The sequence below is a fragment of the Paenibacillus sp. JNUCC32 genome (assembly GCF_014863545.1).
GTDB classification, from domain to species: domain Bacteria; phylum Bacillota; class Bacilli; order Paenibacillales; family Paenibacillaceae; genus Paenibacillus_AQ; species Paenibacillus_AQ lautus_A.
In genome coordinates this window covers 1,440,446-1,466,728 of record NZ_CP062260.1, presented here as the reverse complement: position 1 = coordinate 1,466,728, position 26,283 = coordinate 1,440,446, and the positions used below count along the sequence as shown (strand labels likewise).

The following is a 26,283-nucleotide window of genomic DNA, read 5'->3' as shown; positions in this document are numbered from 1 at the left end:
GTCTTTTGCCTTTACACCGAGCTTTTACGAATCGAGCGGTAGCTGGAGAGTGCGAGGATAACCGAGATGGGAATGAGCCACAGGGACAATTCAAAGGCAGTGTATCTGACAACCCAGTCAATCACTTGCCCCCACCAGCCGTAGTGGGTGACCAGAACGCTGGCCCCCGACAATAGAATGAAATAGGCCGCGAACATAACAAAGGTCTTGATGCCGCGATGACGAAGATAGAACACGCCGATTCCTATCCCGATAAAGGCAAAGGTAAGCAGCAAAATGAAATAAATGATGAATTGTTCGAATAACGTGCCGTCATTCAAATACGGCAGTTTGAAGAACGATAACCGTTCTCCCCAAGAGCTCGTTAAGCTTTCTATTTCGGCTAATGCCAATAATATAATCGACGTTAAGACGCTGTACGATACCACCATCAGAACAGAGCCCAGATAGAAGTCCGTTCTTCGAATGCTGAATCCGAGGGAGAAGGGAAACAGCTGGAGCACCGATACCAGAGCCGCGATAAACACATAGATAAAGATCGTTGCCAAACCCCCGGCATAGATCGCTTCACCATTAACCATTACGCTAATAATGTAATTGACCAGAAAGCTGAATGCCGTGATGGCCCAGGGCAAGTAAAACCAGGATAGTTTCTGTCTCGAATAAATATGGATTACGCCAGGAATTCCGTTCATGGTTGGACCCCCACCTTTTCGCGCTTAGTTAAATATACGATCAATTGTTGAAGGGAAACGGGGGTTGTTTCCAAGCCCAATTCCTCCGCCTCTTTTTGCAGCCTCGTTGTCGCGCTTCCCATCACCGTGACGGACAACATGGAAGCGAACGATTCCCGATGTATCACTTCGTGCCCTTGAATAAACGATTCAACCGTTCCGGAAGGACCGACGATCTTAAACGCACGCCCCCGCAAGTCATCCGTAGTATCATCAAGTAAGATTCGGCCGGAATCAATGACGATAATATGCTCCAGCAATCTGCTGACCTCATCAATCAAATGCGTGGACAGAATAATCGTGCGCGGATGATTCGTGTAATCCTCGATCAGATGATCATAGAACAGCTCCCTGGCCACGGCGTCCAGTCCAAGATAAGGTTCATCAAAGATCGTTATGGGCGCGCGGCTGGCGAGTCCGACGATGATGCCTACCGATGAGAGCATGCCGCGGGACAATCTCTTTACGAGTCGTTTCATAGGCAGCCGGAAAACCTCGATCAGTTTATTCGCATATGCCGCATCCCAATTCGGATAAACGTTGGCGGCAATTCCCATAACGTCCTTGACCGTAAAGATATCCGGATATTTCTGGCCTTCCTTAATGAAGCATACCTGCCGGATCACCTTATGATTTTCGTATGGATGTTCTCCGAATACGCGAATCTCCCCTTGGCTCGGGAACAGCTGCGCCGTTATCATCTGCATGATGGTCGTTTTGCCCGCGCCGTTCCTGCCCAACAATCCATAGATCTTATTCGCCTCGATGGTAAAGCTTACATTATCGACAGCCGTCGCATCCTTGTATGCCTTGCTCAAATTCTTAACTTCGATCACGGTTTGGCTCATCAGTCTTGCTCCCCTCTGCGAATCATTTCCGACAATTGATCTTTGGTAATGCCAAGTTTGGCCGCTTCCTTAACCATGGCGACCACATACTGTTCATAAAACTCCGTCTTGCGCTTCTCCATCAGCAGTTCACGAGCTCCAGAAGCTACAAACATGCCAATCCCCCGTTTCTTGTACAAAATTCCTTGATCGACCAGCAGATTAACCCCTTTGGCAGCTGTAGCCGGATTGATCTGGTAAAAGGCTGCAAACTGATTCGTTGATGGAACCTGCGTTTCCTCAGGCAGTCGTGCTTCGATGATGTCGTCTTCAATTTTGTCGGCAATTTGCATGAATATCGGTCTGCTGTCATCAATCTGAAATGCCATTTACCTCACCAACTTTCGTTTATAACCTCGTTACATAATTGGTTAGTTACTCATGTAATTAACCATATAAGAGATGAGCTTCTTTGTCAATGGGTGATCGGAATTTTTTTACAACGCCGTGCCATGAACATGGACTTTTGTCCTAAACAAATAGTCCCTGCAAGCCGATAAAATATAGGCACTAATACTACGTCCAATACAGATATAGAGACAAAGGAGCTTGAGAGGAAACATGAAAAGAATCATTGCAATCGTTGTACTGGCCATGCTGACGGTCATCACGCCGCTTTATGCCGCATCCGCCCCCAAAAATTTGGCCTACGTGGACAAGAACAGCCAATCTTTCATCTCGGTCGGGGTACTCAAGACCTATGACGGTGTAAAGGTAGCTTATACAGCTGCAGAGAAGAAACTCAACATCACACGAGACGATACAGCCCTCACGCTGTACCTGGGCAGCCGAAATGCTTATGTAAACGGCAAAAAGGTGCAGGCAAAAGCAGCCCCGTTCTCCGAGAACGGCACCACATATGTACCGCTGCAATTTGTCAGCCAGCATCTTGGCCTTAAGCTGTCCTGGAGCAATAACAGATCCACCCTGAACATTACGGACGGCAGCGTGTCAAACACCCTCCCCGTTCTTTCGGGGAACATGATGACCGGTTCATCCAAGGCCGTGACGTCGGCCAGAAAAACATTTAAAGTAGGAGCGCGTTCCTTCAGCGCCCAGGTCGTCACCGTTTCGCTGCTCCATCCGAAGGTGGAGCTGGACGTTGTTTTGGCAGGCAATAAAGCAGGCAAAGTCGAAGACTTGCGGAGCATAGCGAAGCGCAGCAATGCCGTGGTTGCCATCAACGGGACGTTCTTTGACGCCTATACTTCGGGAGCGTACAAAGCACCGTACGGTTATTTGGTCAGCAAAGGCAATATTTTTCACAAGGCCTCGGGAGATAACCGGACGATCTTCACCTATGACAGCAACAATCTGGCGACGATGATGCCGGGACTCGACTTCAAATCCGTATATGAAACAGGCCGTATGGAAGGAGCACTTCAAGCGGGTCCGCGTCTGTTGACCAATGGCAAGGTGACGCTGGACGTCAAGAAGGAAGGATTCAAGGATCCGAAGATACTGACGGGCGGCGGTGCGCGAAGCGCGCTCGGCATCACGAAGGACCACAAGCTGATTTTGTTGACGACAGGCGGCGCTACCATTCCCCAACTGGCGGAAATCATGAAGCAGGCAGGTGCCTACCAAGCGATGAATCTAGATGGCGGGGCCTCCAGCGGATTGTATTATAACGGCTCTTACTTAACGACGCCAGGCCGTCAGATCAGCAATGCCATCGTCGTAAAATATAAATAATGAACCCTCTCCTCTGGTTAACCGGATCTTCCGCCGGCCGCCAGAGGTGTTTTATTTTATGAGCAGCACTACCTCCGTCTCGAACCGCATATGCTGATCAAAGAAATGTTTCACTATGAGGACCATTTGTGTAAATATATAGCAAACTGTCTATCGGGAGCCATGGGATAGTTTGTGGTTGATTCAGCGGGGGGTGAATTCCATTACATCGTCAATAGCGGTTATTCGGACGAGAGTCAGGGACACCATGGAACGGATATACGGGGTCTTGAGGGAATGGATCGGAAAATATCCTATCCTTTCCAAGATATATCACTTATTTTCCTGGATTTCCTTGGCGGTGCTCGTTGTAAGTCTGGTTCTGATCGAAGAATCGCGTACCATGCTTGTTCAATATTTATGGTCCTTCTACGTGCTGTTTCAATTTTGGCTGTTAAGCCGGAGCAAAACGGTCGCCTGGAAGCAGGTCAGCTTATTTGTTCTCTCGGGCGTTCTCTTGGTCATTCCCTTGACCAACGGGACCATGCAGGGTCTGCATATGATATTCGGAGGACGGACGACCGACACATGGTCATTTGCCGTCATGACCCCCATCATCGAGGAAATTTACAAGCTGCTGCCGCTGGCAGTATATTTGTTTTTTTCAAGAAGAGCCACTTCATTGAGCCTCGGCGATTACGTATTATTGGGCGCTGCTCCCGGCATTGGCTTTCAATTTATGGAGGAGCTGTCTAGACGGCTGGTCCAAAGCAATTACGGAGTTTCTTTTCTTGGCGGCAAAACGCTGCATTGGGAGTTCTTCGATTGGTTTCCCGGCTACTTCGAGGAAAGCTTTATTCCTACCATGATGAATGTTACGCATCCTGTACATAGTGCCATGATCGCGCTCGGCATCGGCCTCGCTTTTCGTTTCTCCAAACGCCTCACACGCTGGGCCTACGCTTTTCCGGCGATCCTGCTGCTCTGGGCTATCCTGAATCACGCGGCCTGGAATGGCCAGAATCGGCTGCCGGATTGGATACTTGCCCTTCATGAGTGGACCGGGGAGGGCTACCGAACCGAAGGATTCTTCCTGACCCTGCTTGTTCTCGGCTTGTTCATCGACTACTGGGACCTGCATCGAATACGCGACCGACTGCCTGTGCTTAAGGGGGAAGCCCTCATCAATCCGTTAACGGAGCTTTGGCAGATGACGCGGGCTTTGTTTACGGACCGGAAACGCCTGGGCTACTTGATCGGTTTCTACCGTGAGCGGCGCGAGCTCGGATACTCGCTGCTGTACGGCAATCTCGAAGCCGCGGGCCAAAGGGATCAGGTCCAGGACAATGTAAGAAAGTATTCTGCCGTTCTGGGAGCCATCGGAATCCTCATGCTAGCTGCCGGGATCCTAGCCAGCGTTGGCGACTTCATGACGGCAGCGGACGCCTCCTGCTTTGCGTGCCTGTTCGACTCCCTCCAGAATTGGTGGGATCGACTTAGCGGCTGGGAACAAGTGGGAATCATATTGGGTGCCTTTGCCCTGTCCCTGCTGTTTGTCAGCTTCTGGCCAGCACTCGGCATTGCCATGACAGGTGCCGGCATTGCCGCAGGGGGACACGAAATCGCTGGATACATCCGCGATCCGAAGAAACTGCTTTCACCTCAAAATGCGGCCGCTGCCGTGTTAGCCGTGATCCTCAGCCGGATCCCGGTCGGCAAAGGCCTCTCGTGGCTGTCCAATAAACTGGGCCCACGGGCAAGAAGATGGTTGGATTCGCTCACCGATAAATTCGGCTCGAAGACGCGCGAAAAGCCGGATGGGCCCCATGAACAACCGCGAGAGAATCCACGGAAGCATGACGATGACCATGAGCATAATAAGCCGGACGAAGACAAACCGAATCAAGATAAACCGGATAACGAAAAGCCCGATGAAGATAAGCCGAGTGACAAACCCGATAACGAAAAGCCGGACGAATCAAACGACACCCCCCAAGAGGCACCGAGATATTCCGGGGAGCTGCAGAAGGTCAACAAGCCGGACGCGGCCGCCGATGCGCTGGCGGAGCGGCTTGGCGGAGAATCAAGGATGAAGTTTGATTCCGATCCCATCGGCCGGGAATTCGACGCGATTAGCGATGAATACATCGCCCAGACCAAGCCTGCTCTCCAGCAGGTGAACAAAAAGGTGCGCGATCAAATGAAAGCGACCTTCGAAGCTGCCGAGCAAACCGGCAGAAAGGTCTATTATCATTTTGAAGGGGAGCCTGCCCAATCGGTTATTGACAAACTGCATGAATACAGCCAAAGATATGGAATAGAAGTCCACATCGATACCGATCCACTATAACGACGAGGAGTGAGCTTTCATGTACGAATTTCACGGCTGGGCTACCATTCAAGAGAGTCCTGCGGAAGCGGATGCCGGGCAGCTCGATATGATCATTCAGAAAATACAGCTTAAAATTACCGAATTCGCATGGGGCAGCGGCTTGTTATCCTTAAATGCGGCCAACGGCTCATATTATCTTCATGTCGGCGGGTTTACCAACCGCAAGGGAGCCGAAGCTGCCGAGATTGTAGCGTTGTACCAATTGATTGGCGAAATCGCTCCCGGTTCATACGGTTTGCTGTACACCCGGGACGATGAGAACTTGGAAGGCTACGATAACGAGTTCCGTGTTCAAGTGCTGGCACGCGGACAATTACAGGAGCAGCGCGACGCGTTCCTCTCTCCTTGCGTGCCGGTTATCGAAGATCAAGTCGACTAACGACGATATCCGCAGGGTCCTTGCTTCGAATCTATGCGTTTCGTTGTCTTAAAAAATCCCGCATCCCTTCATGCCATGTTTCCATGGAAGACGGGGTGCGGGATTTCTGGTTTATCTGAATATGGCCTGGTTCGATGTAACACTTGTCGAACGAGCTTTTAAAAAGCCCTTAAGCACGTCCATTCAATTCATCGATCGTTGCTTGAACGATGATCCGCAGGCCCTTCAGCATCGTTTCATGCGATAGGGTCGGCAGGGACGGCTTCTCCACGGCCATCTCCGTCGAAGCCGGAAAATGCACGAAGCCGGCAATAGCAGACCGTTGCTCGCGCCAGATTTCATTCAGAATCGCATACATCGTATTGTTGCAAATATACGTTCCGGCTGTATTGGATACCGCCGCCGGTATCCCTGCTTCCTTCAGCCGGTCGACCATCAAACGGATCGGAAGGGATGAGAATAATCCGTCCGGTCCGTCAACGTCTATAGGCTCGTCTTGGGGCCGTGCACCTCGGTTATCCGTCATCGTCGAATCCGGCGGTATGTCCTTGATGTTAATCGCGATCCGTTCCGGCGTAATGGCGGTCCGCCCCCCCGCCACACCGCAAGCGATGACCGCATCGGGTTCGCATGCCTTCATCTCCTGCAGCAGAATGTCCGCGCATTCGTCGTAATGCACGGGAAGAAGCAGCGTCCGGATCTCGGCCCCAGGAAAGACCTCTTGCCGGATCTCCTCAACCAGTCTCTCCGTAGGATTGACGGAACTCCCGCCAAAGGGCTCAAAGCCTGAAATTAATATTTTTAACATATGGCATATCTCCTGTACTCGTTATGTAAGCAAGCCTGGGTCATTCGTAAATATTTAACTGATCATTACGATTGGATCGCTTGTACGTTGACGCCCTCGGCTTCAAGCCGGGATCGCAAGGTGGTGGCGAATAGCGATGTGTGCGCACCGTCTCCATGTATGCAAACGGTGTCCGCTGTTATCGGGATCAGCTTGCCGGTCAAGGATACCACCACGTTTTCCTTAACCATCCTCACCACCTGCGCGACGGAAGCTTCGGGATCGGTGATGACGGCATCCGGCCGATTCCTCGGCGTGAGGGAGCCGTCGTCCTGGTACGTGCGGTCCGCAAACACTTCACTGGCTGTTCGAAGCCCTGCTGCTTCCCCTGCCGCGATCAGCTCGCTGCCCGCCAATCCAAACAGAATGAGGGTCGGATCGATTTGTTTGATGGCGGAGGCAATCGCGTCTGCCAGGGGCCTGGAGGCTGCTGCCATATTATAAAGGGCTCCATGCGGCTTTACATGCTGAAGCCCGGCTCCTTCCTGTATCGCAAAAGCCATCAAGGCCCCCACCTGATAGGTGACCATGTCATAAGCCTCAACGGGCGTAATGTCCATCCTTCTTCTTCCGAAACCGGCCAAATCGGGCAAGCCCGGATGCGCGCCGATGGCGGCGCCGCTCTCGACCGCCTGACGCACCGTTGCCCGCATGACGGCCGGATCGCCTGCATGGAATCCGCAAGCGATGTTAGCCGAGGTGATGCTTCGAAGCAGCTCCTTATCGTTGCCCAGCTTGTAAGCTCCGTAGCTCTCTCCCATATCGCAGTTCAGGTCCACTCGAACCATGGCGAAATCACCACTCCTTTAATTTATGCTTGATCATCACTTCCATCATTCGAAGCTCCCGGGCGCGGGCCGCGTATAGCCGTTCCGCTTCCGCCAAGGAAATTTCCGCAAAACGGATGCTGGCGCCTGGCGGCAGCTGGGCGATCAGCGGAATATCGACCGAAGCCACCTGCGCGATTTTGGGATAGCCGCCAAGCGTCTGCCGATCCGCCATCAGAATAATCAGCTGGCCATCGGAGGGAACCTGTACCGTTCCCAAAGCAACCGGCTCGGATATGTATTCCTTTGCTTGCCTTAATGTCAGCGGCGGACCGGACAATCGGTAGCCCATACGATCCGATTGCGGAGTAACGGTGAACCGATCCCGGAACAACGCTTGCTGGCTGTCGTCGTCAAAATCATCGAATTGACGTCCGTTCAGCACGCGCACCACCGCATCTTGCCCGGTGAAGTCATACCCTGAAGCAGAAACGGACCATTTCGCGGTGAGAAAGCCGCCGGAATCATCAACATGAAGGTTTCGTTCAGACGAATCCACCGGAAGCCGGGAAGGATGGGCATGCAGCGTATCCCCTTGCTTGAGCGCTCTTCCCTCATATCCGCCGATACCTGCCCTTAAATACGTGCTGAGGCTGCCCATGACCGGCGGGACATCAAATCCGCCGGATACGGACATATAAGCGCGGCACCCCGCTGCCGGCTGTTGAAAGCTCAGCACACGCCCCGCTTTGACCAGCACCGGGCGCCACATGGGCACCTTTACGCCATCGATTAGCGGCGATAAATCCCCGCCTGTAAGGGCAATCCAACAATTGTCGTGAAATTCAACGGCCAATCCTGACCATGTGATCTCCAGAACGGCGTGTTCGCCCTCATTGCCGACAAGTCGGTTGGCAAGCCGATAGGCATAGTCGTCCATGGCTCCAGCCGTAATGATACCGTACCTGCCGTAACCCCGTCTCCCTGAATCCTGAAGAGTCGCCAGCAGACCCGGCTTGATGACGGTCATGCTCATAGTCTCACTTCCCTTAACCGCTCGTATTCCTCGGCTTGAATGGGCCGGAACCGAATATACTGCCCGCTTTTCAACAGCGTTGGCGGCTCGGCGCCGGGACGAAACAATGCGAGCGGCGTCCGGCCGATAATCTGCCAGCCGCCCGGCGTTTCAATCGGATAGATGCCGGTTTGCGTCCCGGCGATTCCAACGGAACCAGCCGGTATTCGCAGTCTGGGCGTCTTTCTCCTCTGGGTTGCGATTTGCTCCGGGATTCCTCCTACATACGGAAACCCGGGGGCGAAACCGATGGCATAGATCAAGTAATCCTGCCCAGAATGAATCTTGACGACATCCAAGGGCGACAGATGATTCTTCCGGGCCACCTCGTCCAAATCGGGCCCGAATTCGCCTCCGTAACAAACCGGAATATCGACAACCTCGTAAGGCTTCCGGTTCTCGGCTGCCGTGTTCGCCTCCATCCGCTGTTCCAGCATCGAGCATACATATGCAAATACCGTATCGAATCCGTCAGGCTTTTCGATCTTATGATAATCGTAGTAAACCGCGATGCTCGTAAACGACGGGATACATTCGATCCAGCCCATAAATGGCTCCCGTTCCAATCGCATCGTCATGTCTGTGACCTGACTATGCACCTTCTCGCTCACGAAGTCCGCAAATTGAATGAGGACGGCCGAATCCCCAAGGGGGTAGAACGTATAGGACTTGCTCATCGTACATCCTCCGTTCTGTATGTACTGCCTGATCTCCGTCTATCCTGAAAGGATTATCCCTATGATAGCAGAGAAACAGGCATTCGTTGAATACGAAATTCTATTATCATCGATGAGCATGAGAAACGGTCAGCTTCGTGCCGAACATGCCGCCGGATGCTGTTGCTGCCCTTTTTGCATAAAATTTAGGCATCCTTGGCAAAATACAGAAGTCGTACTAGCATAAGGAGGTGCCACTATGAGCGAACAAAACCGTAACGGCAACGAACCGACAAAAGCGGAAGTCCAGACTACGAAATTGAACAAAATGCCGGTTCCAGGTGAATTTGACACCGAGTTCTCTGCCGAAGAAGCAGCCGAGGTGTTTGAACAGCAGCAGCCTAACGCGGGTCAAAACACCGATAACCAATCATAATAACATGCAGAAGACCTCACGTATGATCCGTTTTACGGGATCACGGTGAGGTCTTTTTAGTCGGTCATCTAACAAGCGAACCGGATTTGCGGCTTAAAGCACCCCGCCCTGGATCAGTGTTTATATCCCTTTGGTGCCAATCCGCTTCGCGAGCTCCGCCAAATCCTGCCCTTTGAGGGCGCCCTCCACCAGCTGCGGAAGAAGCGCAGGAGTGCATGCGAAGCAAGGGGTGCCGTCCCGGGACAGCTGTTTGGCTACCTGCTCGTCATAGAAGGGTTTACCCTCGTCGGATAAAGCGAGAAGACACATCGTCTTGACCCCCGCTTCCCGCAATTCGCGCATGCGCCGGATCAGTCCGGCCTGATTGCCGCCTTCATACAGGTCTGAAATGATGATGAACAGCGTCTTTTTCGGCTCCTCGATAAACTGCTCGCAATAAGCGACCGATTTATGAATATCCGTCCCGCCGCCGAGCTGGATCCCGAACAGCATATCCACCGGGTCATGGGCACACTGCTCGGTCAGATCAACGACTTCCGTATCGAAAACCACCACGCGGGTGTCCAGCGAGGGAATGCTGGCAAATATGGATCCTACAACCGAAGCCCAGATCACGGATTCCGCCATGGAACCGCTTTGGTCGATATCCACGATGACGGTCCATTCTTTGCTCCGTTTGGCTCTGTCAAAATAGTAAAAACGCTCCGGCACGATCTGTTTGCGGTCCGCATCATAGTTTTTCAGATTGCGCTGTATCGTCCGCTTCCAGTCGATCCCGCTGAGCGAAGGGAGCGGCGTATGCTGCCTGCGGTTCAAGGCCCCGGTCACCGCCCGGCGGATATCCTCGTGAAGGCGCTGAACCAGCTCATCCACAACCGCCTTCACCAGCTGGCGTGCCGTTTCCTTCGTTTTCTCGGGGATTTTCCCCTTCAGGGACAGCAGCGTGCCGACCAGCTGTATATCCGGCTTGACCGTAGCCAGCACCTCGGGCTCAAAAAGCAGCTGCTTCCAGCCTTTTCGTTCCATGGCATCATTCTGGATAATTGACACCACGTCTTCCGGAAAAAAGGAGCGGACGTCACCCAGCCACTGCGCGAGCCGAGGGGCCGACTTCCCCTGTCCGGCTCCCCGCTGTCCCGAGGGCGCGCTGCCTGCATCCGTCCCGCCGTCCGTATTATCGTATATTGCAGCAAGCGCGCGGTCCATGATGCGTTCTTCCTCCGACAGCTGAATGCTCCCGTCGGGGCTGAAGCCCGCGAGCTGAGACTCTGCCGACTGGCCCAGAATGAGCCGCCATCGCGATACTTGGTTGGATTCTTGCATACTGCTCATAGCCTAAAAATCCTCAAAATCAAAATCATTCAATTCGTCCAGCATTTTTGCTTCTTCCTCCTTCAAGTCACCGGTCAAAATCTCGGCGGCCTGCTCTGCGTTCACGCCCCAAAGTTCACCAAGCAGCTCGGCTATCATCGTCTTTTCCTTGGGCGAGAAGCTGCTGAACGCCCTGCGCAGAAAAACAAGGGCGCGCGCGAACTCCTCATCGTCCAGGGACAGGATGTATTCATTCAGCTGCTCCCACAAGCTTAACCGTGATAGCAGGGCATAACGGTTCCGCATCGATAAGCCCTCGAACCATCCAGCCCCCAAATCGGCCGGAATGCCGGGGGAGAGTCTGCGCGAAACTTCTTCGGCGCACTGCTGCGCGGAAATCGCGTTCCGCTCCATTAAGACCGCGCAGGCATACCCCGACAGACGGGCATTGAGATCATCCCTTTCCGACAAATGCCGAAGCTCTTGCAGCCAAAGTTCCTCGTCTACCTGCTCGGCATGCTCCATCGCAACGCTGTTCAGCTCATTCATAGCGGTGATCATCGAGCCGGACACCTCATCGCTGCACTGGCTGCCATCAAGCAGGAACAAGCAAGCGCGCATAAACAGCTGCTGAAGCAGCGGCACTAACGGCTCCGTATCCATTCGCCGGACCCCGCCATAACGGATCATCACGGATAACGACCGGGAAGCGGCCGCGATCTGTACGACATCACGGCTGTCCACAGCCAGCTTCTGCAGGGTCTGCCTGCCTGCTTCCATCTGGTGAATCATCCCGCACTCATAGGCGATTCGGATAAGCGAAGAGGCTTCGGCAATCGAGCTGCAGTCCGCCAGCTTCTGTTGGAGCATATAAGCGGCGGCTACTTCTACCGTCTCTCCCAGCAGCGTAGACTCCACGACCTGGATTTCAACCTCAGGCGTCCATTTCACAACCCAGTGCTCCGCCCACGCCGCCTGCTCCTGCCCGCTCGGCCTCGCGCTGACGAAGTCAATCCCCAGCAGCTTCAAGCGGTGAAACAAGAAGGAACGGTTCAAATCCAGATAGGCGGATTCTTTCGAAGCAACCCTCCGGTTTTCGCGCAAATCCAGAATTACATCGTTGGCCACAACCGATTTATATTTCTCCAGCTTCAACCTTTTGAGCTGGCGGTTCAGGTCGTCCTGGATCGGCGTCTGGCTGACGCCTTCGGCCAGCTCGCCGATCGCCGTGCCGATATCCGTTCGGGCAAGCTCCTCTGCCACGACGGCAAGCTCACCGCGCCCAAGCAGCGTCTGGGCCGCATCCCGCAAATCCCGCAAGGTGGGGATGCCGCCCCCATGGAGCGCGGCGAGCGACTCCGCCAGCCGGACGGCTTCGATCACTTCTGCCGTTGACCGGTGGGTCCCTTTCTTTCTCATCGAGCCCGCCACCAAGGATAAATACTGATGCGGCAATTCCGTTAGCGCGCCCTTCAGCATCCGTTCCCACATCATTTCAAAATAATGGGGAGCTGCATTTCCTGCGCCATAGCCGGAAATAGACGACAGTTTATAGTAAGAGTATGGCATCAGGGTCAGTTTGGTTGCCCGGGAAGGCAGCTGAGTTAATTCCTCGTCGCTCATCGGGTTAGACAAATCGCTAAGGGCAGGGGCATGGTATGCCCCGCAGACGACTACAATGCGTTCGGGCTCATGCCCCGCCGCAATCGCTTCAACAATCTGACGGCGCATGTAAGACTCCCGAACGGCATTGTAGGCGTACTCCACTGTATCCTCAAGCCGTTCTCTCTCCTCCGAAAGCTCTCGCATATGCCCGGAAAAAGCCGTTATGGATTGCCGGTAAGACCCCGCGTTTAAATTATGTTCATAACTCCGCTCCCAGTACATATCGTAATCGTATTCGCCAGCAAGCTCGGCTATCCGCTCATATACGGATTTTCCGGCCGGCAGGCTATCATCCGACGGCTCTGCTGCACCTGAAACGCTTTCCGGCTTCCCGGCTTCGGACTCTTCCCCGCCAGAACCGCCTACCGGGCTGCGGCGGAGCTCCTGAAGGCATACGGCAGAGGACGACGGCAGATCGATAAATGCGGCGTAGGCTCCATGCTTCTGCGCCCATTTCATCGCCTGATATTCCGGAGAATATACCGCAAAAGGCCAAAGTACGGTTTGTACCGGCACTTCTTCGGTAAATGCCAATATGGCAACCGGCGGCTTTGTCGTGGCAAGGGCCAGATGCCGGATTTCCCCGCTAGCGTCAGACGGTCCTTCAATGAGGACGGCGGTGGGATCAATCTCATCCAGAAAATCTACTAAATGCTTCGCACCGGCGGGTGACAAATGCCGAACGCCAAAAACATGGATGCCGGCGGCATTCACTTGTTTATCTCCTTACATGCTTGATATAAGCCCCGCCACTCGGCACCGCGCTTTTTCATCACGTTGTCGAGATATTCCTTCCACACGAGCCGGTCCTTATCATCATCCTTCACGATCGCGCCTTGAAGTCCTGCTGCCAAATCCTCGTCGGTGAGCTCCCCGCTGCCAAAGCTGGCTGCCAGCGCCATGCTGTTGGTCAGGAGCGAAATCGCTTCAGCCGTCGAGATTACCCCGGCAGGAGACTTCACTTTTTCCTTTTTATCCAGGGTCATGCCGCTGCGCAGCTCGCGAAAGATGGTAACTACCTTAAGCAGTGCTTCATCTGCAGGAGCAGCAGCCTGAAGATCGTAAGAGGAAGCAATCTCCGACACCCGTTTCTTCACGATTTCGATTTCGGTTTCCAGATCCGCAGGAGCCGGAAGCACGATGATGTTGAAACGGCGCTTCAGCGCGGTCGACATCTCATTGACCCCGCGGTCTCTCGTATTCGCTGTAGCGATAATCGAGAAGCCTTTTCGGGCATTCATTTCTTTTCCGAGTTCAGGCACCGATATCGTCTTTTCGGACAAAATGGAGATGAGGGCATCCTGTACCTCCGAGGCGCAGCGGGAAATCTCTTCGAACCGGGCGATCCCGCCCGCTTCCATCGCCCGCATGATCGGGCTCTGCACCAGCGCTTCGGGGGTAGGGCCTTGGGCAAGCAGCATGGCGTAGTTCCAGGAATACCGCACGTGTTCTTCGCTTGTTCCAGCCGTGCCCTGTACGACCAATCCGGAATTTCCATAGATTGCTGCCGCCAGATTTTCGGACAGCCAGGATTTGGCCGTGCCCGGTTCCCCGATCAATAACAGGGCGCGGTCGGTTACCAGGGTAGCGACCGCCATCTCGATCAGTCGTTGGTTTCCGATATATTTAGGCGTGATTTCCGTCTTGCCGGCCTTGCCGCCAACGATGAATTTGAGTACGGATTGAGGGGACATCTGCCATCCGGCAGGAATTTTCCCGGTATCCTCCTTGCGCAGCGCTTCCAGCTCATGACGAAACAGTATTTCCGCGGGCTGACGCATGATATCTTCCAATTGCTCTTGACCTGCTCCCATGGTTCCACTCCTTAATATTTATTGTTCTTTCATCTTGCGAAGGATATATCGAAGCTGATCCTCGGCGTTGTCCTTGTAGTTGCCCAGGACCGCATGAACGCGGTCATGATAATCTGCAGGCAACCGGCACAGCTGCGAGAATGTAAAAGGCTCGATCATGTAGCAGTCCTGATTGCGCTTATCCTCAAGAGCGGCCACAACAGCTTCAAACAGCTCTTCATCCTTTATGCCGGTACGAACAAGACCCATAATAATCAGATTGGCAAACCGGTTGCGGAATTCCGGCGAATTCTGCAGCTTTGCCAGCAAATACGATTCGGCTTTCCGATGTCCCCGGCGGGCGAACGCGCTGACCAGCGCCAGCTCATCCTGCTCGATCAACAACTCCAGCCATCTGTCATCCCAGCACGCCAGCAGCTGCTCTTGCGGGAGCATCTCCACGTAATACGTGTAGCTCTCCTTGCCCGCAAACGGCATTACTTCCTCATAAGGCTTATACTGCCTGCGGATTACCAGATCAGATAGGGTATCCAAAAGCTTTTTCCGCTCTTTGGCCGCGTTGCTGAGCGGCGACGAGGCGAAGCCTTGCAACAGAACGTCCTTGTATTGTTCATATACGCGTTCAGGCGGCAGCACGCGCGTTGCTTTTTGGAATACCTCGCGGACATAAGAGCCGCTGTGTCTATATTGCTCTATATCATTCTCCGCATTTTGGCGCATCAGTTCCCTGGCTTCCCCGGAATCCACGCGATTCATGTAGATGACCGCTTCATTCATCAGATAGGTCCATCCCAGAGACTTGATGTATAAGGCATACTGCTGAAGCACGTTCCGGTACAGCTCCTCGAGCTCCGGATTTTGTTTGTCGTGCAGGGCCCACAAACAGCGTTTCACCTTGATCCAGCTTTCCTCCAGCTTTTGCTTGTCGCCCAGGGATTCGGAAACCGATTGAAGCTCCGCCGACAAGTCTCGTACAAGCCAATCCGTCAACAGGGCGGAACGGCATCTGCCTAAGGCAGGATTCACCAGCTCTTTGTCTTTTCCTTGAGCGGCTTCATACAACCGCCCCACGGCTTGATCGGAACCGTTCTCGGCCAGCGCGCCGTAGGCCGCCTCGCGGATGACCTTCTTCTTGCTCCTGCTCCATTCCATCAGATCCGCTTCAAACTCTTCGTACGGCGCAAGCAATTTGATCGCCATGCACCGCACCTCGTCGCTGCCGATCTCGGCTGCTTGGCGGATCAGCTCCAGCGCTTCCTTCCCGCCTGCTGCCGCCATCACCTTCAGCTTGCGTGATTCCGGCTTTCCGCCCGCCGGATTAAAGCTTTCCATCAGAAACGGAACGATTTCCGGGCCGTACGCCGGCAGTATCTCATTGGCCGCGAGCTCGCCAATCTCGACGTAGGGGTCATTCAACGCTTCGATTGCAAGGTATACCAGACGGAAATCTTGGAACACCCCTTCCTTCCACGCTTCTTCTATGATCTCGTAACGGCCGCTGCCCGTCGTGGTCAGGGCGGTCTGTACTGCTGAAAGCTTGCGGTAGGATAAATGGGATGACAGCGAAACCGGATGATGGTCTGCCTGAAACAGTTCTCCCTCGGGTGCTGTCGTTCCTTGCGTATGCAGCACGGAGCTCAGCAGCTGGTTTAAATCCTGAAGCAACTGTGCGGACTGGTTTTCCTTCCCGGAATCCGGCTCGATCAAGGCAAGGATTCCTTCGCCCAATCGTTTGAACACGGGAGCGCGTTCTCCCAGTTGTTGAAACTGCGGCAGCAGCCGCTTCAGGCGGAAATCGCCTGCCGCGAGCTCGCTGCCGGCGATATATAAACGCCTAACCTCTTGGTTAAGCTCCTGCAGTAATGCCGTACTCATGTTCGCTTTCCTCCTTCGTTACCCTGCTTAGTACAATAGCCGGATGATTTCGTTCGTCGTAATGATGCTTAGCGGCTGTGCCCAGAGACGGCCCGTCGCAAGGTTGTGCTCAAACATAACCAGCATGGATACGCCGCTCAGCTTCTCCTCCGGCAAATACCGCAGCATCGGCACGGTTGGTTCCATATACACATCGGCCAGCCCGATCGACTGCCCGGATTCATCCGTAATGGCATATTGCCCTTCAGCGTTCCGGCCGATCCCGGATACATGCAGCAGCATGACGGGGTTGCTGTCGCTTAGCGGATTCTTGAGCTGGTTCTTCACCTTTTTAACGGCTTCAGCATAAGAACCTGCCGCATGGTTGCGAATCCATTCCAGATCCTCTTCCGTTACCGGACTTGAGGTCATTTCTTCAAAGCGAACACGCCGGTTCATATCTCCCGGGTAGCGATACAGTACAGGGACATGGGCTTTATCAAAGAAGCTGTCTTCTTCCCGCATCAGCTTGGCGGCTTTATAAGGACGGTATTGGATCGTTCGGTGGATTTCGCCGCTGTCCTTCTGGATCCAATATCCGGTATCCACATGCTCCAGCCGCGCATCGTCGGCATAACTCAGAAATGAAAGCTGCACCAGCTCTGCTCCTTCGTTCACTAACCCATAGCTCTGCAGCTCGGTCAGCTGCCATGCATGCCCCAGCCATTCCTCTATCGTCGACTCGTGGTCCAGCCTCATATCCGGATCCTCAAGTTTTGTGGTCAGGTACTGTTTGCCCTTCTTGATCATTGCGTTCATGACGGCAAGCTGCCCCACCGCATATGTATAAGCTTTCTCCTGGTCTTCGGATGACAGAACCAGCGCCAGGCGGCGGAGTTCCGTCTGAGCACCCGATAAGTAATAATTGCCCATCTGCTTCACATGCTCCTGGATCCGCTTATGTTCTTTTTTGTCCAATGTCCCGAGACCGTTCCGGATCAACGAGTGTATAAGCTTTTCCAATACGTCCAAGCCTTCCAGCTGCGCTTGGAGTTTCTTTTTTAACGCCGATTTGTTAACCTTCTTCGGTTTGGGTGCTGCTCCTTCGGCTGCTTCTTTGAGCTTGCGCTCTTCCCGCTTCTCCGCCTTCTCCCGCTTGGCGGCCAAATCCTCCGGCACCTCGGCGGGGGTGAACGACGCTCCGCCTGCATAAGCATATAGCAGTCCAAGCACATGTTTGCACGGAAACTGCCGGCTCGGGCAGGTGCACCGCATGACCGGCTTCTCCGGCACCGCAAAATCGGCGGACGGCTGGTAATCGGAACTTCCGCTGCCGGCACAAGTGCCGAACAACACGGCTTGATCCTCGGAATGATGCAGCTTGAGGAAACGTCCTTTTTTTACCAGACCTTGCCCGTTCTTAATGGCGGCGCTATTCGGTGCCTGCGAATCGATCCATGTCTCTGTAATCTCGACCAAACTCATACCCTCCTAAATCAAATCGCTGCGTTCAATAAACAGCAATAATATCCATTACGTTTAATCATATCGAATCTTCGCCCTGCTCCCTACCCTTCTAAAGACCTATTTAAGAACACCCATTCCTATTTAATCCATCATCCTCCTCCTTAAATGGAACATATTGTAATACTATGCTGCCGTTAAAATAAAAAAGAGCCGGCTTAGCCGGTTCTTCGAAATTTGCTATCATCCAGGAGTAGACGAACGCGCGCAATGCGGACTTAAAGATCGCCTCCGGCGTTCGCTTATCCCTTTTGTCTCCGATGCCGTTAGTCTTTTCGCGCTTGATACCGCCCTGTTCGAATCTCGAGAATATACGATTCAGGGTGGGGCATGCCGGACTCCAACGCATCCTGCACGGCTTGTTCGATCGGATACGGCACACGGATGCATTGAATGTTTAACGGCGCGGGATCTTCGCTTCCATAGACTCCCTCCAGAACGACGTAAGACGCCTCGGGCATTTCAAGTGGATTGCCGACGCTGCCGGTATTAAACAGCGTTCTCCCGTCCAGATGCTGGTGATAGGCATTATGGATATCGCCGTAACCGGCGACGTCCGCGATTCTCGGGCTGCCGCACAGCGGGGAGCTGTGAAACAAGGTAGCCCGCTTCTCCTGGTCATCCCAGGGCTGGATCCGTTCGTACACGCTTCGCGGCGAAGCATGAAACAGCCGGACCCATTTACCGCTCATCATGAATTCTATGACATAAGGGAGGCCGGCAAGATATTGCAGCCTCTCGCTTCCGAGTCTATGCTGATGCCATAGCAGCGACGGATCATCGGTCTCATTGCCAATAAAGTCGTCCCAATTCCCCTTAATGACCTGCTGGCAATGGGTTCGTACCATATCCACCGCCACATCGCCGTGCGGGCCCTTGCCGATCAAGTCGCCCAGGCAATAGATGGTTTCTATTCCGCGGCGTTGGATATCCCTAAGAACTGCCTCCAGTGCAGGGATATTTCCGTGTATGTCGGAGATTAATGCAAATTGCGCCATCAGCCGGCCTCCAAACTTCGTTTATTTCGGTTTGCTATGGTTATGGCGGAGTTGCTTTTCGTATATTCATCCTATGTCTCTTTTTAGCCAGGGATGAACCGGTTCAGCGATTCACGCCGTGCCCCAAAATCAGGTCTTTGGATTTACCAATCCAGCACTTCATTTTCCATACAATATTAACTTATAATGAAAATAGTTTGAAGCTATTCTATAAGAAAGTCAAAGGAAGGAGGTTTTGCCGTTCCATGCATTGCCGTCCGGAAGCGTTCGGGCACGCGATGCGTGTTTCAACTACATCCGCAGTACATAACGTGCATTGGAAGGAGGCAATTATACGCCGGAACGTGCCAAATCCTTATTTTGGATGTTTTAATTTTTAGTCTATTGTATTAAGGTAATCATATATTTTTACTCACGCAAGCTTGGTAACTGAATAAGATTTAAGCATCACCGACTTCACCACGTTAGGAGGCTGACGATAGTGAATACACGCAGGATGGTTAGCTTAGGGTTACTGATTCTTGTCTTGATCATCAGCGGTTGTACGGGAAATGCTTCAACCGAAAAAACGAAAACGCTTACACTTTGGTATTGGAACCGAAGCCTGGACGATGAGCTGATTAAGTCTGTTGAAAAGGAGTTTCCGGGTATCCGCATCGACGCGCAAAAAATCGGAGGCGACTTCAAATCGAAATTAAAAACAACGCTGGCCGCCGGCTCCGGAGGGCCGGACATCGTCGCATTTAACGACTGGGTGGCGGAGCTGTTTACGAGTTCGGATCGCTTCTACGATCTGTATGAGCTTGGCGCCAAAGAAATCGAACCGGATTTCCTGGATTGGAAATGGAAGCTCGGCGTTACGCCGGAAGGCGCCATGATCGCCCTGCCGATCGATACGGGGCCAACGGCTTTATACTACAGAGCGGATTTGTTCGAGGAAGCCGGACTTCCGACCGAACCGGAAGATGTCCACGAGCAGCTCGGCTCCTGGGTTCAATATTTCGAGGCGGGACAGAAGCTGCAGGAGCATTTTGATCAAAAAGTGAAAATGCTCGATAACATCACGAACATTTATACCCAAATCAACGCCCAATCCGATCGCATCTATTTTGCCGAGGATGGAACGTTCATCGGCGAGTCTGCGGAATCCTCGATGAAAACGGCCTGGGATACGGCGGTAAAGGCCTCCCAAATGAAGCTGAGCGCCAACGTCAACACTTCTTCCTCAGAGTGGAATGCCGCCATGAACAACGGGCGGGTCGCTTCCTTTGTCGGTGCGGTCTGGATGAAGGAAATACTCATGCAGGCGGCGCCGGACACCACCGGCAAATGGAGGGTAGCCCGTGCACCTGGCGGTGACGGCAACAACGGCGGTTCCTTCCTTGCCATTATGAAGACAAGTAAATATCCGCAGGAAGCATTTGATGTCATGAAATACATTCAGAACCCGGAAAATCAGGTTCAGTCCTTTAAGAAGATCAACCTCTTCCCTTCCGCCAAGGACGCGCTGGATGCACCCGTCATGAAGGAACCCGAAGAATTTTTCGGAAATCAGGCGACCGGCGAGGTGTTCTCGGAATCTGCACGAAACGTTAAGCCGGCTTATTTCGGCGGGAAGTTCGCGAATGTCAACGGCATTGTCAATCGAGAGCTGTCCTCGGTTGCCCTTCAGGGCAAAAATCCCGATAAAGCCTGGGCCGACGCGCTGGCCAGGGTCAAAAAAGAACTGCTGCGCTGACCAAGGTTCTTGTTTTGCGAGGTATGGCTTTCCGATTGTTAGGAGTACTTAAATACCAACCGCTACAGGAGGTACAGTACGATGGATAATCCAATGCTGAATCGCACGCCCGTGGAACAGAAGCCTGTTCCCAAGCATCCGAAATCCCAAGACCGACTGTCTGCACAGATCTGGAAGCACCGCAAAGAATATTTGGCGATATCCCCTTTTTACATTCTATTTGCCATCTTCGGGCTGTTCCCGATCGCCTTTTCCATGTTCCTGTCCTTTCAAAAATGGGACGGCATCGGCGAGATGACCTATAACGGTCTCAATAACTATCAATTCATGCTGACCGATCCGGAATTTTGGAGAGCCGTCGGCAATACACTGCTGATCTGGATTTACTCCACGATACCGATGCTGTTCATCGCGCTGGTCGTGGCTTTCCTGCTAAATGCATCGTTCGTCCGTTTCCGCACCTTCTTTCGCATCGGTTATTTCCTGCCCAACGTCACCTCGCTTGTTGCGGTTGCCATCGTGTTCGGCACGGTCTTCTCGAACAACTACGGTCTCCTCAACTATATGTTGTCCTTGCTCGGCCTCAACTCCGTCGAATGGTTGAATAAGACGTGGGGCATTCAGTTAGCCATTTCGGTCATGGTTATATGGAGATGGGCGGGATATAACGCCATCATCTATCTTGCCGGGCTGCAGAGCATCCCGACGGTTCTGTACGAGGCAGCCAAGATCGACGGAGCCACCGGCATTCAATCCTTTTTCAGAATCACCATTCCCAATCTAAGGCCCATCATTCTCTTTACGGTCATTACGTCAACCATCGGCGGCATGCAGATCTTCACCGAGCCGCAAGTGCTGGTCGGCAATGACGGCGGCGTAAGCGGCGGCGGGATGACCATCGTCCTCTACCTGTACCGCGAAGCCTTCGTGAACAACTATTTCGGATATGGCGCTGCCGTCGGCTGGGGCATGTTCCTGCTCATCGCCCTCTTTTCCATCGTGAACTGGAAAATGGTGCAGGGCAGTCCTTCCAATGACTGAAAATGGGGGTGAATCGTATGTTCAAATGGAAATCCATTCTGCTGCACACCGGGTTGATCGCCGGATTGATCTTATCCATTTTTCCCTTCTACTGGCTGCTTGTGATGGCGACGCGCACCACTTCGGATATCTACAGCTTTCCTCCGAAACTATGGTTCGGTCCGCACTTGCTGGATAACGTGTCGAGGGTGCTGAGCAGCATCGACTTCTTCGGCGCCTTCTGGAATACCCTGTTCGTCGCTTCCGCTTGTACGCTGCTGGTCTTATTCTTCGATTCCCTGGCCGGATTCACGTTCGCCAAATTCCAGTTCCCGGGCAAAAAATGGCTGTTTGTGCTGCTGCTTGCCACCATGATGGCGCCCGCACAATTATCCTTGGTGCCTTCGTTTGTCATTATGGCAGAATTCGGATGGGTGGGCACCTACAAGGCCCTGATCATACCGGGAATGGTCAACGCTTTCGGAATCTTCTGGATCAGGCAGTATGCACAGGAATCGGTGCCTTCGGAGCTTCTCGATGCCGGTAAAATCGACGGCTGCGGTTTCTTCCGCCTCTATTGGAACATATCGCTGCCGATTCTTCGGCCCGCTTTATCGTTCTTGGCCGCCTTCACGTTCATCGGGGTATGGAACGACTATCTGTGGCCGCTCATCATTCTAAATGATGAGAACAAGTTCACCTTGCAGGTTGCGTTATCATCATTAAACGGAATATATACCACCGACTATTCGATGGTCATTGCCGGCACGCTGCTCGCGGTCATCCCGCTGATCGTCATGTTCTTGTTCATCAGCAAGCAATTCATTTCCGATATCGCCGCAGGCGCGATTAAGAGTTAACGGCAAAGGAGCTGCCTCCAGGTGTTATGCCTGACAGGCAGCTCCTTTCAATATTCCGGTCCAAGACGTACGCGCTACGGCACCATGACCAGCTGTTCATTTTCTTTCGTCCCTGCCTCTTCTGCTGAATCGGCTGTCTCCTCCCTTTTCAGTTCTGCCGTTTCATCCAGCTTTTTGCGTCCCATTAAGGCTGCTGCCAGAAGCGCTAACGCTGCAGGAACGATAGCCCAGGCAAACGTAGCCGCGATGGAGGAAGCGAGCGTGTCCGAGATCGGCTTGAGCAGGTCGGACGGAATCCATGATCTCGTCTCCGGTGCCAATAAGATGTGAGGATCCTTAAGATCGAATCCTTCAGGAAGCCCACCGGTGTTCATCACGTCCGATCCCGATGTTAAGGAACCGGTGAAGGATCGGCTCTGGATCAACCCGAACACCGTAATGCCAATGGTCATTCCAAGCGACCGCGTGAAATTGAAGGTCGAGCTCGCCATCCCGCGCTGTTTATAGGATAAGCCATGCATGACCGCCGTTCCCAGCACGGAGAACGATCCGCCGATGCCAAGCCCGATCAGAACCATGTACAGGGTAACGATGAACCTGCTGGATTCCGCGGTTAACGTCGAAGCGAGCACCATCCCTCCCGTAAACAGGATCAGCGTCGGGATCATGATGCTGCGATACGAGATTTTACTCATCAGAAAACCGCTGACCGTCGCCGTGACGACCGAGCCCACCATCATCGGCAGCAGGACCAGCCCCGAGTTCGTGGCGCTTCCGCCGAGCACGCCTTGAATGAAAATCGGAATGTAAACGGAAGCCACGATGAAGGATCCTCCGCTAAACAAGCCGCACAGCACGCTTGAGGTATAGAGTTTATTCTTGAATAAATGAAACGAGATGATCGGCTCCTCCGCCCTTCTCTCGGCAAGCACGAAGAGCACAAGCATGACGGCGGCAGCGCCAAACAAAGCCAGGATGACCCAGGAATCCCATGCCCATTGCTTCCCTCCAAGCTCAAGCGCGAACATGAAACAGATCACGCCCGCAAGGAGCGTGGTTGCTCCCTTCCAATCGATCGGCTGTTTGGAACGTTCATGCGATTCCTTATAGAATACCGTCACCATCAGGAAGGCCACGATGCCGATCGGCAAATTAATATAGAATATCCATTGCCAGGTAATATGATCCGTAATATAAGCGCCTGCGAGCGGCCCGAAAATGCTGGATAATCCAAAGACGGCTCCGAACAAACCGGTGAGCTTTCCGCGCTTCTCCAGCGGCACGGTGTCGAACATGATCGCGAATGCAATCGGGATGAGCGCTCCGCCCCCTACGCCTTGCACGGCCCGATACAGCGCCAGCTCCGTGATGGAGCTTGCCGTACCGCACAGCACGGAGCCCAGCATGAATACAATCATCCCGAACACAAAGAATTTTTTGCGTCCATACATATCGGACAGTTTGCCGAAGATCGGCATCCCCGCAAGCTCGGCAACCATATACGCGGAGGTCACCCATACGAAATGATCAAGTCCTCCGAGCTCCCCGACGATGTTTCCCATGGCGGTCGCTACGATCGTATTGTCCATGGAGGCCATCAAGATGCCGAGCAGCAGGCCGGCAAGCACGATGGGCAGTTTGTTGTTGTTGGCTGTTTGTGTCTTCAAGTTCTCATACACTCCTTCTAAGTAGGTTTCCTTAGTACTGCAGTCATTGTAAATCGAAAAGTATGACAGGTGACTGTCACACTTTTGTCCCCGATTCCGTTATTTTTTATCAAACTCTCTTATTCAAGCAGCCTAATGGCTTTATGTTCGCATGCGGGGTAGCGTATAATCGGTTTATCTTAGCTCATGCCAAGGAGGTCATGTGATATGAAGATCAGTGAATTATCGCAGCGTAGCCAGGTCAGCGCACGCTCGATCCGGCATTATGAACAAAAAGGCCTGCTGGAAGCCGATAGACTCGATAATGATTACCGCCATTTTAACGCGTCCGCCATCGAACGGGTCAAAATGATCCAATTGTACTTAAAGCTGGGCTTGACCACGGATCAAATTCGCGTATTGTTTCGCGGTGAAGTCGCTTCGCCGGACGATTATGAATATTGCGAAGAAATGCTCTCCTTTTATGAGGACAAATTAAGCAGCGTGGACAGTCAGATTGCAGCGCTCCATGAATTGAAACACCTGCTGGAAAGGCAAATCTCCCGGACCCTTGGCAAAAAGAAGAGTCAGCAGCAGCCCTCCGCAACGTGATAGAATGAAGTGTACATCTGAAATGGAGGATATCTACATATGGACAATTTCGAGAAAAATCTGGAGAAATACGCGGAGCTGGTCGTGAAGGTTGGCGTAAACGTTCAACCGGGCCAAGTGCTGATCATCAATGCTCCAATCGAGACCGTAGAGTTGACACGCCGCATCGTGGCCAAAGCATATGATGCAGGCGCCAAATATGTGCAAGTCGACTGGGAAGACGAAAAAATCACCCGAATTCGCTATGAGAAGGCACCGGAAGACTCCTTCCATTATTATCCGCAGTGGCAGGCCGACGCCATGCAGCAGCTCGCTGAAGGCGGAGGAGCCATTCTGCGCATTAAGGTTCCGGATCCCGAGCTGTTCCGCGGCATTGATTCGGTAAAAGTATCTACAGCCGTTAAGGCTGCTGCCATGGCTAACGAAAAATATCAGGTATACGTCCGTAACAATAAGATCAGCTGGTCGCTCATTAAGGCGCCTACCCGAGCCTGGGCCAATAAAGTATTCCCGGACCTCCCCGAAGAAGAGCGCATCCAAGCGATGTGGGATGCCGTATTCCTGATGAATCGGGTAGGCAGCGAAGATCCGGTAGCCGCGTGGCGGGATCATATCGCCGGACTGAAGCTGCGCCAGAACCACATGAATGCCAAACGCTACAAGAGTTTCCACTATCGTGCGCCGGGAACGGATCTGCGCGTCGACATGCCGGAAGGTTACCTTTGGCTCGGCGGCGGTGACGAGAATGAGGCCGGGGTGTATTTCGTAGCGAATATGCCCACCGAAGAAATCTATACAATGCCTCATCGCACGGGCGTGAACGGGACCGTATCCAGTACCCTTCCGCTGAATCTGAACGGCCGCCTGGTGGAAGGCATAAAGCTCACGTTCAAGGACGGCAAGGTTGTTGCATATGAAGCCGAATCCGGACGGGAGCATCTCACGACGCTGCTGGAAACGGACGAGGGCGCCTCGTATCTTGGAGAGATGGCACTCGTGCCGCATGATTCGCCGATCTCGCAGCTAAACCGAGTCTTCTATAACACCGGCATCGATGAGAACGCCTCCTGCCACTTTGCGCTGGGAAGCGCCTATCCCGTGAATATCGAAGGCGGCACCAAGATGAGCAAGGAAGAACTGCTGGCTCGCGGAGCCAATGTCAGTCTGACGCATGTCGATTTCATGATCGGTTCCGCTGAACTGGACATTGACGGCGTGCTGGCGGACGGTACGATTGAACCCGTATTCCGCGGTGGACGGTGGGTCTAAAGTTCGTTTGGGTAAATTGGGGCTCCTTAGCGTGCCGTTTGGCGTCATATGACCAGGGGCAACCCTTTAAGCCTACAACTGTAAAAAAGGCGGACACTGGAGCAATTGCTCCATGTCCGCCTTTT

23 protein-coding genes are annotated in these 26,283 nt (G+C 53.1%); 9 read left to right on the top strand and 14 right to left on the bottom strand.

Features of this window, described 5'->3' with window-relative positions; all coding sequences use genetic code 11:
- Positions 1–11: 11 nt before the first annotated feature.
- The 3 genes from JNUCC32_RS06785 to JNUCC32_RS06775 are packed head-to-tail and all read right to left on the bottom strand — an operon-like array spanning position 12 to position 1,950.
- The gene (locus tag JNUCC32_RS06785) at positions 12–695 is read right to left on the bottom strand and encodes a hypothetical protein (protein ID WP_096774275.1); all 684 of its coding nucleotides are present in this window, start codon (positions 693–695) and stop codon (positions 12–14) included.
- The gene (locus JNUCC32_RS06780) at positions 692–1,582 is read right to left on the bottom strand and encodes an ABC transporter ATP-binding protein (RefSeq protein WP_096774276.1); all 891 of its coding nucleotides are present in this window, start codon (positions 1,580–1,582) and stop codon (positions 692–694) included. The genes JNUCC32_RS06785 and JNUCC32_RS06780 overlap by 4 nt, the downstream gene beginning before the upstream one ends.
- Complete coding sequence (locus tag JNUCC32_RS06775; protein WP_009591066.1) at positions 1,582–1,950, bottom strand: GntR family transcriptional regulator; 369 nt, start codon at positions 1,948–1,950, stop codon at positions 1,582–1,584. Before JNUCC32_RS06775 ends, JNUCC32_RS06780 begins: the two co-directional genes overlap by 1 nt.
- Positions 1,951–2,182: 232 nt before the next feature.
- Here JNUCC32_RS06775 and JNUCC32_RS06770 point away from each other — a divergent pair, with 232 nt between their 5' ends.
- The 3 genes from JNUCC32_RS06770 to JNUCC32_RS06760 all read left to right on the top strand — a co-directional run bounded on the left by JNUCC32_RS06770 (position 2,183) and on the right by JNUCC32_RS06760 (position 6,066).
- Positions 2,183–3,316, top strand: a complete 1,134-nt coding sequence (locus JNUCC32_RS06770; RefSeq protein WP_192571444.1) for a phosphodiester glycosidase family protein — start codon at positions 2,183–2,185, stop codon at positions 3,314–3,316.
- Positions 3,317–3,563: 247 nt separating this feature from the next.
- A complete protein-coding gene (locus tag JNUCC32_RS06765; protein ID WP_192571443.1) occupies positions 3,564–5,645 on the top strand; it encodes a restriction endonuclease fold toxin in 2,082 nt (693 codons plus the stop codon).
- Positions 5,646–5,664: 19 nt separating this feature from the next.
- Positions 5,665–6,066 (top strand): immunity 7 family protein, encoded by a 402-nt coding sequence (locus JNUCC32_RS06760; RefSeq protein WP_096774279.1) that lies wholly within the window; start codon positions 5,665–5,667, stop codon positions 6,064–6,066.
- A gap of 169 nt (positions 6,067–6,235) precedes the next feature.
- On the opposite strand, the gene JNUCC32_RS06755 is transcribed toward JNUCC32_RS06760, so the two are convergent.
- From JNUCC32_RS06755 to pxpB, 4 genes are all read right to left on the bottom strand, one after another.
- Positions 6,236–6,874 carry a pyroglutamyl-peptidase I gene (locus JNUCC32_RS06755; protein WP_192571442.1) on the bottom strand — a complete coding sequence of 213 codons (639 nt, stop codon included), beginning with the start codon at positions 6,872–6,874 and terminating at the stop codon, positions 6,236–6,238.
- Between the two features lie 65 nt (positions 6,875–6,939).
- Positions 6,940–7,701: a LamB/YcsF family protein gene (locus tag JNUCC32_RS06750; RefSeq protein ID WP_192571441.1), complete on the bottom strand. Its 762-nt coding sequence runs from the start codon at positions 7,699–7,701 to the stop codon at positions 6,940–6,942.
- A 7-nt stretch (positions 7,702–7,708) separates the two neighbouring features.
- Positions 7,709–8,716, bottom strand: coding sequence for a 5-oxoprolinase subunit C family protein (locus JNUCC32_RS06745; protein WP_192571440.1), 1,008 nt, complete (start codon positions 8,714–8,716; stop codon positions 7,709–7,711).
- Entirely contained in the window at positions 8,713–9,432 is a 720-nt protein-coding gene (pxpB, locus tag JNUCC32_RS06740) for a 5-oxoprolinase subunit PxpB (protein WP_192571439.1), read from the bottom strand. Before pxpB ends, JNUCC32_RS06745 begins: the two co-directional genes overlap by 4 nt.
- Before the next feature lie 238 nt (positions 9,433–9,670).
- On the opposite strand from pxpB, the gene JNUCC32_RS06735 reads away from it, so the two are divergent.
- The gene (locus JNUCC32_RS06735; protein ID WP_176502419.1) at positions 9,671–9,847 is read left to right on the top strand and encodes a hypothetical protein; all 177 of its coding nucleotides are present in this window, start codon (positions 9,671–9,673) and stop codon (positions 9,845–9,847) included.
- 120 nt (positions 9,848–9,967) lie between these two features.
- Here JNUCC32_RS06735 and JNUCC32_RS06730 read toward each other — a convergent pair whose 3' ends face one another.
- From JNUCC32_RS06730 to JNUCC32_RS06705, 6 genes are all read right to left on the bottom strand, one after another.
- A complete protein-coding gene (locus JNUCC32_RS06730; protein WP_192571438.1) occupies positions 9,968–11,179 on the bottom strand; it encodes a VWA domain-containing protein in 1,212 nt (403 codons plus the stop codon).
- A gap of 3 nt (positions 11,180–11,182) precedes the next feature.
- Positions 11,183–13,537: a DUF5682 family protein gene (locus JNUCC32_RS06725; protein ID WP_192571437.1), complete on the bottom strand. Its 2,355-nt coding sequence runs from the start codon at positions 13,535–13,537 to the stop codon at positions 11,183–11,185.
- Positions 13,534–14,637 carry an ATP-binding protein gene (locus JNUCC32_RS06720; RefSeq protein WP_009591055.1) on the bottom strand — a complete coding sequence of 368 codons (1,104 nt, stop codon included), beginning with the start codon at positions 14,635–14,637 and terminating at the stop codon, positions 13,534–13,536. The genes JNUCC32_RS06725 and JNUCC32_RS06720 overlap by 4 nt, the downstream gene beginning before the upstream one ends.
- Before the next feature lie 18 nt (positions 14,638–14,655).
- Positions 14,656–16,512 carry a HEAT repeat domain-containing protein gene (locus JNUCC32_RS06715; RefSeq protein ID WP_192571436.1) on the bottom strand — a complete coding sequence of 619 codons (1,857 nt, stop codon included), beginning with the start codon at positions 16,510–16,512 and terminating at the stop codon, positions 14,656–14,658.
- Positions 16,513–16,539: 27 nt separating this feature from the next.
- The gene (locus JNUCC32_RS06710; RefSeq protein WP_192571435.1) at positions 16,540–17,970 is read right to left on the bottom strand and encodes an SWIM zinc finger family protein; all 1,431 of its coding nucleotides are present in this window, start codon (positions 17,968–17,970) and stop codon (positions 16,540–16,542) included.
- A 311-nt stretch (positions 17,971–18,281) separates the two neighbouring features.
- On the bottom strand, positions 18,282–19,013 hold the full coding sequence (locus tag JNUCC32_RS06705) for a metallophosphoesterase family protein (protein WP_036661230.1): 732 nt from the start codon (positions 19,011–19,013) through the stop codon (positions 18,282–18,284).
- Positions 19,014–19,494: 481 nt separating this feature from the next.
- Here JNUCC32_RS06705 and JNUCC32_RS06700 point away from each other — a divergent pair, with 481 nt between their 5' ends.
- From JNUCC32_RS06700 to JNUCC32_RS06690, 3 genes are all read left to right on the top strand, one after another.
- Positions 19,495–20,751 carry an extracellular solute-binding protein gene (locus JNUCC32_RS06700; protein ID WP_192571434.1) on the top strand — a complete coding sequence of 419 codons (1,257 nt, stop codon included), beginning with the start codon at positions 19,495–19,497 and terminating at the stop codon, positions 20,749–20,751.
- 81 nt (positions 20,752–20,832) lie between these two features.
- Positions 20,833–21,792 carry a carbohydrate ABC transporter permease gene (locus tag JNUCC32_RS06695; protein ID WP_015736035.1) on the top strand — a complete coding sequence of 320 codons (960 nt, stop codon included), beginning with the start codon at positions 20,833–20,835 and terminating at the stop codon, positions 21,790–21,792.
- Positions 21,793–21,809: 17 nt separating this feature from the next.
- Positions 21,810–22,631, top strand: coding sequence for a carbohydrate ABC transporter permease (locus tag JNUCC32_RS06690; RefSeq protein WP_015736036.1), 822 nt, complete (start codon positions 21,810–21,812; stop codon positions 22,629–22,631).
- A 74-nt stretch (positions 22,632–22,705) separates the two neighbouring features.
- Here JNUCC32_RS06690 and JNUCC32_RS06685 read toward each other — a convergent pair whose 3' ends face one another.
- Positions 22,706–24,298 (bottom strand): MDR family MFS transporter, encoded by a 1,593-nt coding sequence (locus JNUCC32_RS06685; protein ID WP_192571433.1) that lies wholly within the window; start codon positions 24,296–24,298, stop codon positions 22,706–22,708.
- 207 nt (positions 24,299–24,505) lie between these two features.
- Here JNUCC32_RS06685 and JNUCC32_RS06680 point away from each other — a divergent pair, with 207 nt between their 5' ends.
- Positions 24,506–24,889, top strand: a complete 384-nt coding sequence (locus tag JNUCC32_RS06680; protein WP_009591074.1) for a MerR family transcriptional regulator — start codon at positions 24,506–24,508, stop codon at positions 24,887–24,889.
- A 39-nt stretch (positions 24,890–24,928) separates the two neighbouring features.
- Positions 24,929–26,158 (top strand): aminopeptidase, encoded by a 1,230-nt coding sequence (locus tag JNUCC32_RS06675; RefSeq protein WP_192571432.1) that lies wholly within the window; start codon positions 24,929–24,931, stop codon positions 26,156–26,158.
- The last annotated feature ends 125 nt before the right edge of the window (positions 26,159–26,283 follow it).

Coding starts and splice junctions, on each gene's coding strand:
- JNUCC32_RS06785 (WP_096774275.1), bottom strand. CDS start 695: ATGAACGGAATTCCTGGCGTAATCCATATTTATTCGAGACAGAAACTA.
- JNUCC32_RS06780 (WP_096774276.1), bottom strand. CDS start 1,582: ATGAGCCAAACCGTGATCGAAGTTAAGAATTTGAGCAAGGCATACAAG.
- JNUCC32_RS06775 (WP_009591066.1), bottom strand. CDS start 1,950: ATGGCATTTCAGATTGATGACAGCAGACCGATATTCATGCAAATTGCC.
- JNUCC32_RS06770 (WP_192571444.1), top strand. CDS start 2,183: ATGAAAAGAATCATTGCAATCGTTGTACTGGCCATGCTGACGGTCATC.
- JNUCC32_RS06765 (WP_192571443.1), top strand. CDS start 3,564: ATGGAACGGATATACGGGGTCTTGAGGGAATGGATCGGAAAATATCCT.
- JNUCC32_RS06760 (WP_096774279.1), top strand. CDS start 5,665: ATGTACGAATTTCACGGCTGGGCTACCATTCAAGAGAGTCCTGCGGAA.
- JNUCC32_RS06755 (WP_192571442.1), bottom strand. CDS start 6,874: ATGTTAAAAATATTAATTTCAGGCTTTGAGCCCTTTGGCGGGAGTTCC.
- JNUCC32_RS06750 (WP_192571441.1), bottom strand. CDS start 7,701: ATGGTTCGAGTGGACCTGAACTGCGATATGGGAGAGAGCTACGGAGCT.
- JNUCC32_RS06745 (WP_192571440.1), bottom strand. CDS start 8,716: ATGAGCATGACCGTCATCAAGCCGGGTCTGCTGGCGACTCTTCAGGAT.
- pxpB (WP_192571439.1), bottom strand. CDS start 9,432: ATGAGCAAGTCCTATACGTTCTACCCCCTTGGGGATTCGGCCGTCCTC.
- JNUCC32_RS06735 (WP_176502419.1), top strand. CDS start 9,671: ATGAGCGAACAAAACCGTAACGGCAACGAACCGACAAAAGCGGAAGTC.
- JNUCC32_RS06730 (WP_192571438.1), bottom strand. CDS start 11,179: ATGAGCAGTATGCAAGAATCCAACCAAGTATCGCGATGGCGGCTCATT.
- JNUCC32_RS06720 (WP_009591055.1), bottom strand. CDS start 14,637: ATGGGAGCAGGTCAAGAGCAATTGGAAGATATCATGCGTCAGCCCGCG.
- JNUCC32_RS06715 (WP_192571436.1), bottom strand. CDS start 16,512: ATGAGTACGGCATTACTGCAGGAGCTTAACCAAGAGGTTAGGCGTTTA.
- JNUCC32_RS06705 (WP_036661230.1), bottom strand. CDS start 19,013: ATGGCGCAATTTGCATTAATCTCCGACATACACGGAAATATCCCTGCA.
- JNUCC32_RS06695 (WP_015736035.1), top strand. CDS start 20,833: ATGGATAATCCAATGCTGAATCGCACGCCCGTGGAACAGAAGCCTGTT.
- JNUCC32_RS06690 (WP_015736036.1), top strand. CDS start 21,810: ATGTTCAAATGGAAATCCATTCTGCTGCACACCGGGTTGATCGCCGGA.
- JNUCC32_RS06680 (WP_009591074.1), top strand. CDS start 24,506: ATGAAGATCAGTGAATTATCGCAGCGTAGCCAGGTCAGCGCACGCTCG.
- JNUCC32_RS06675 (WP_192571432.1), top strand. CDS start 24,929: ATGGACAATTTCGAGAAAAATCTGGAGAAATACGCGGAGCTGGTCGTG.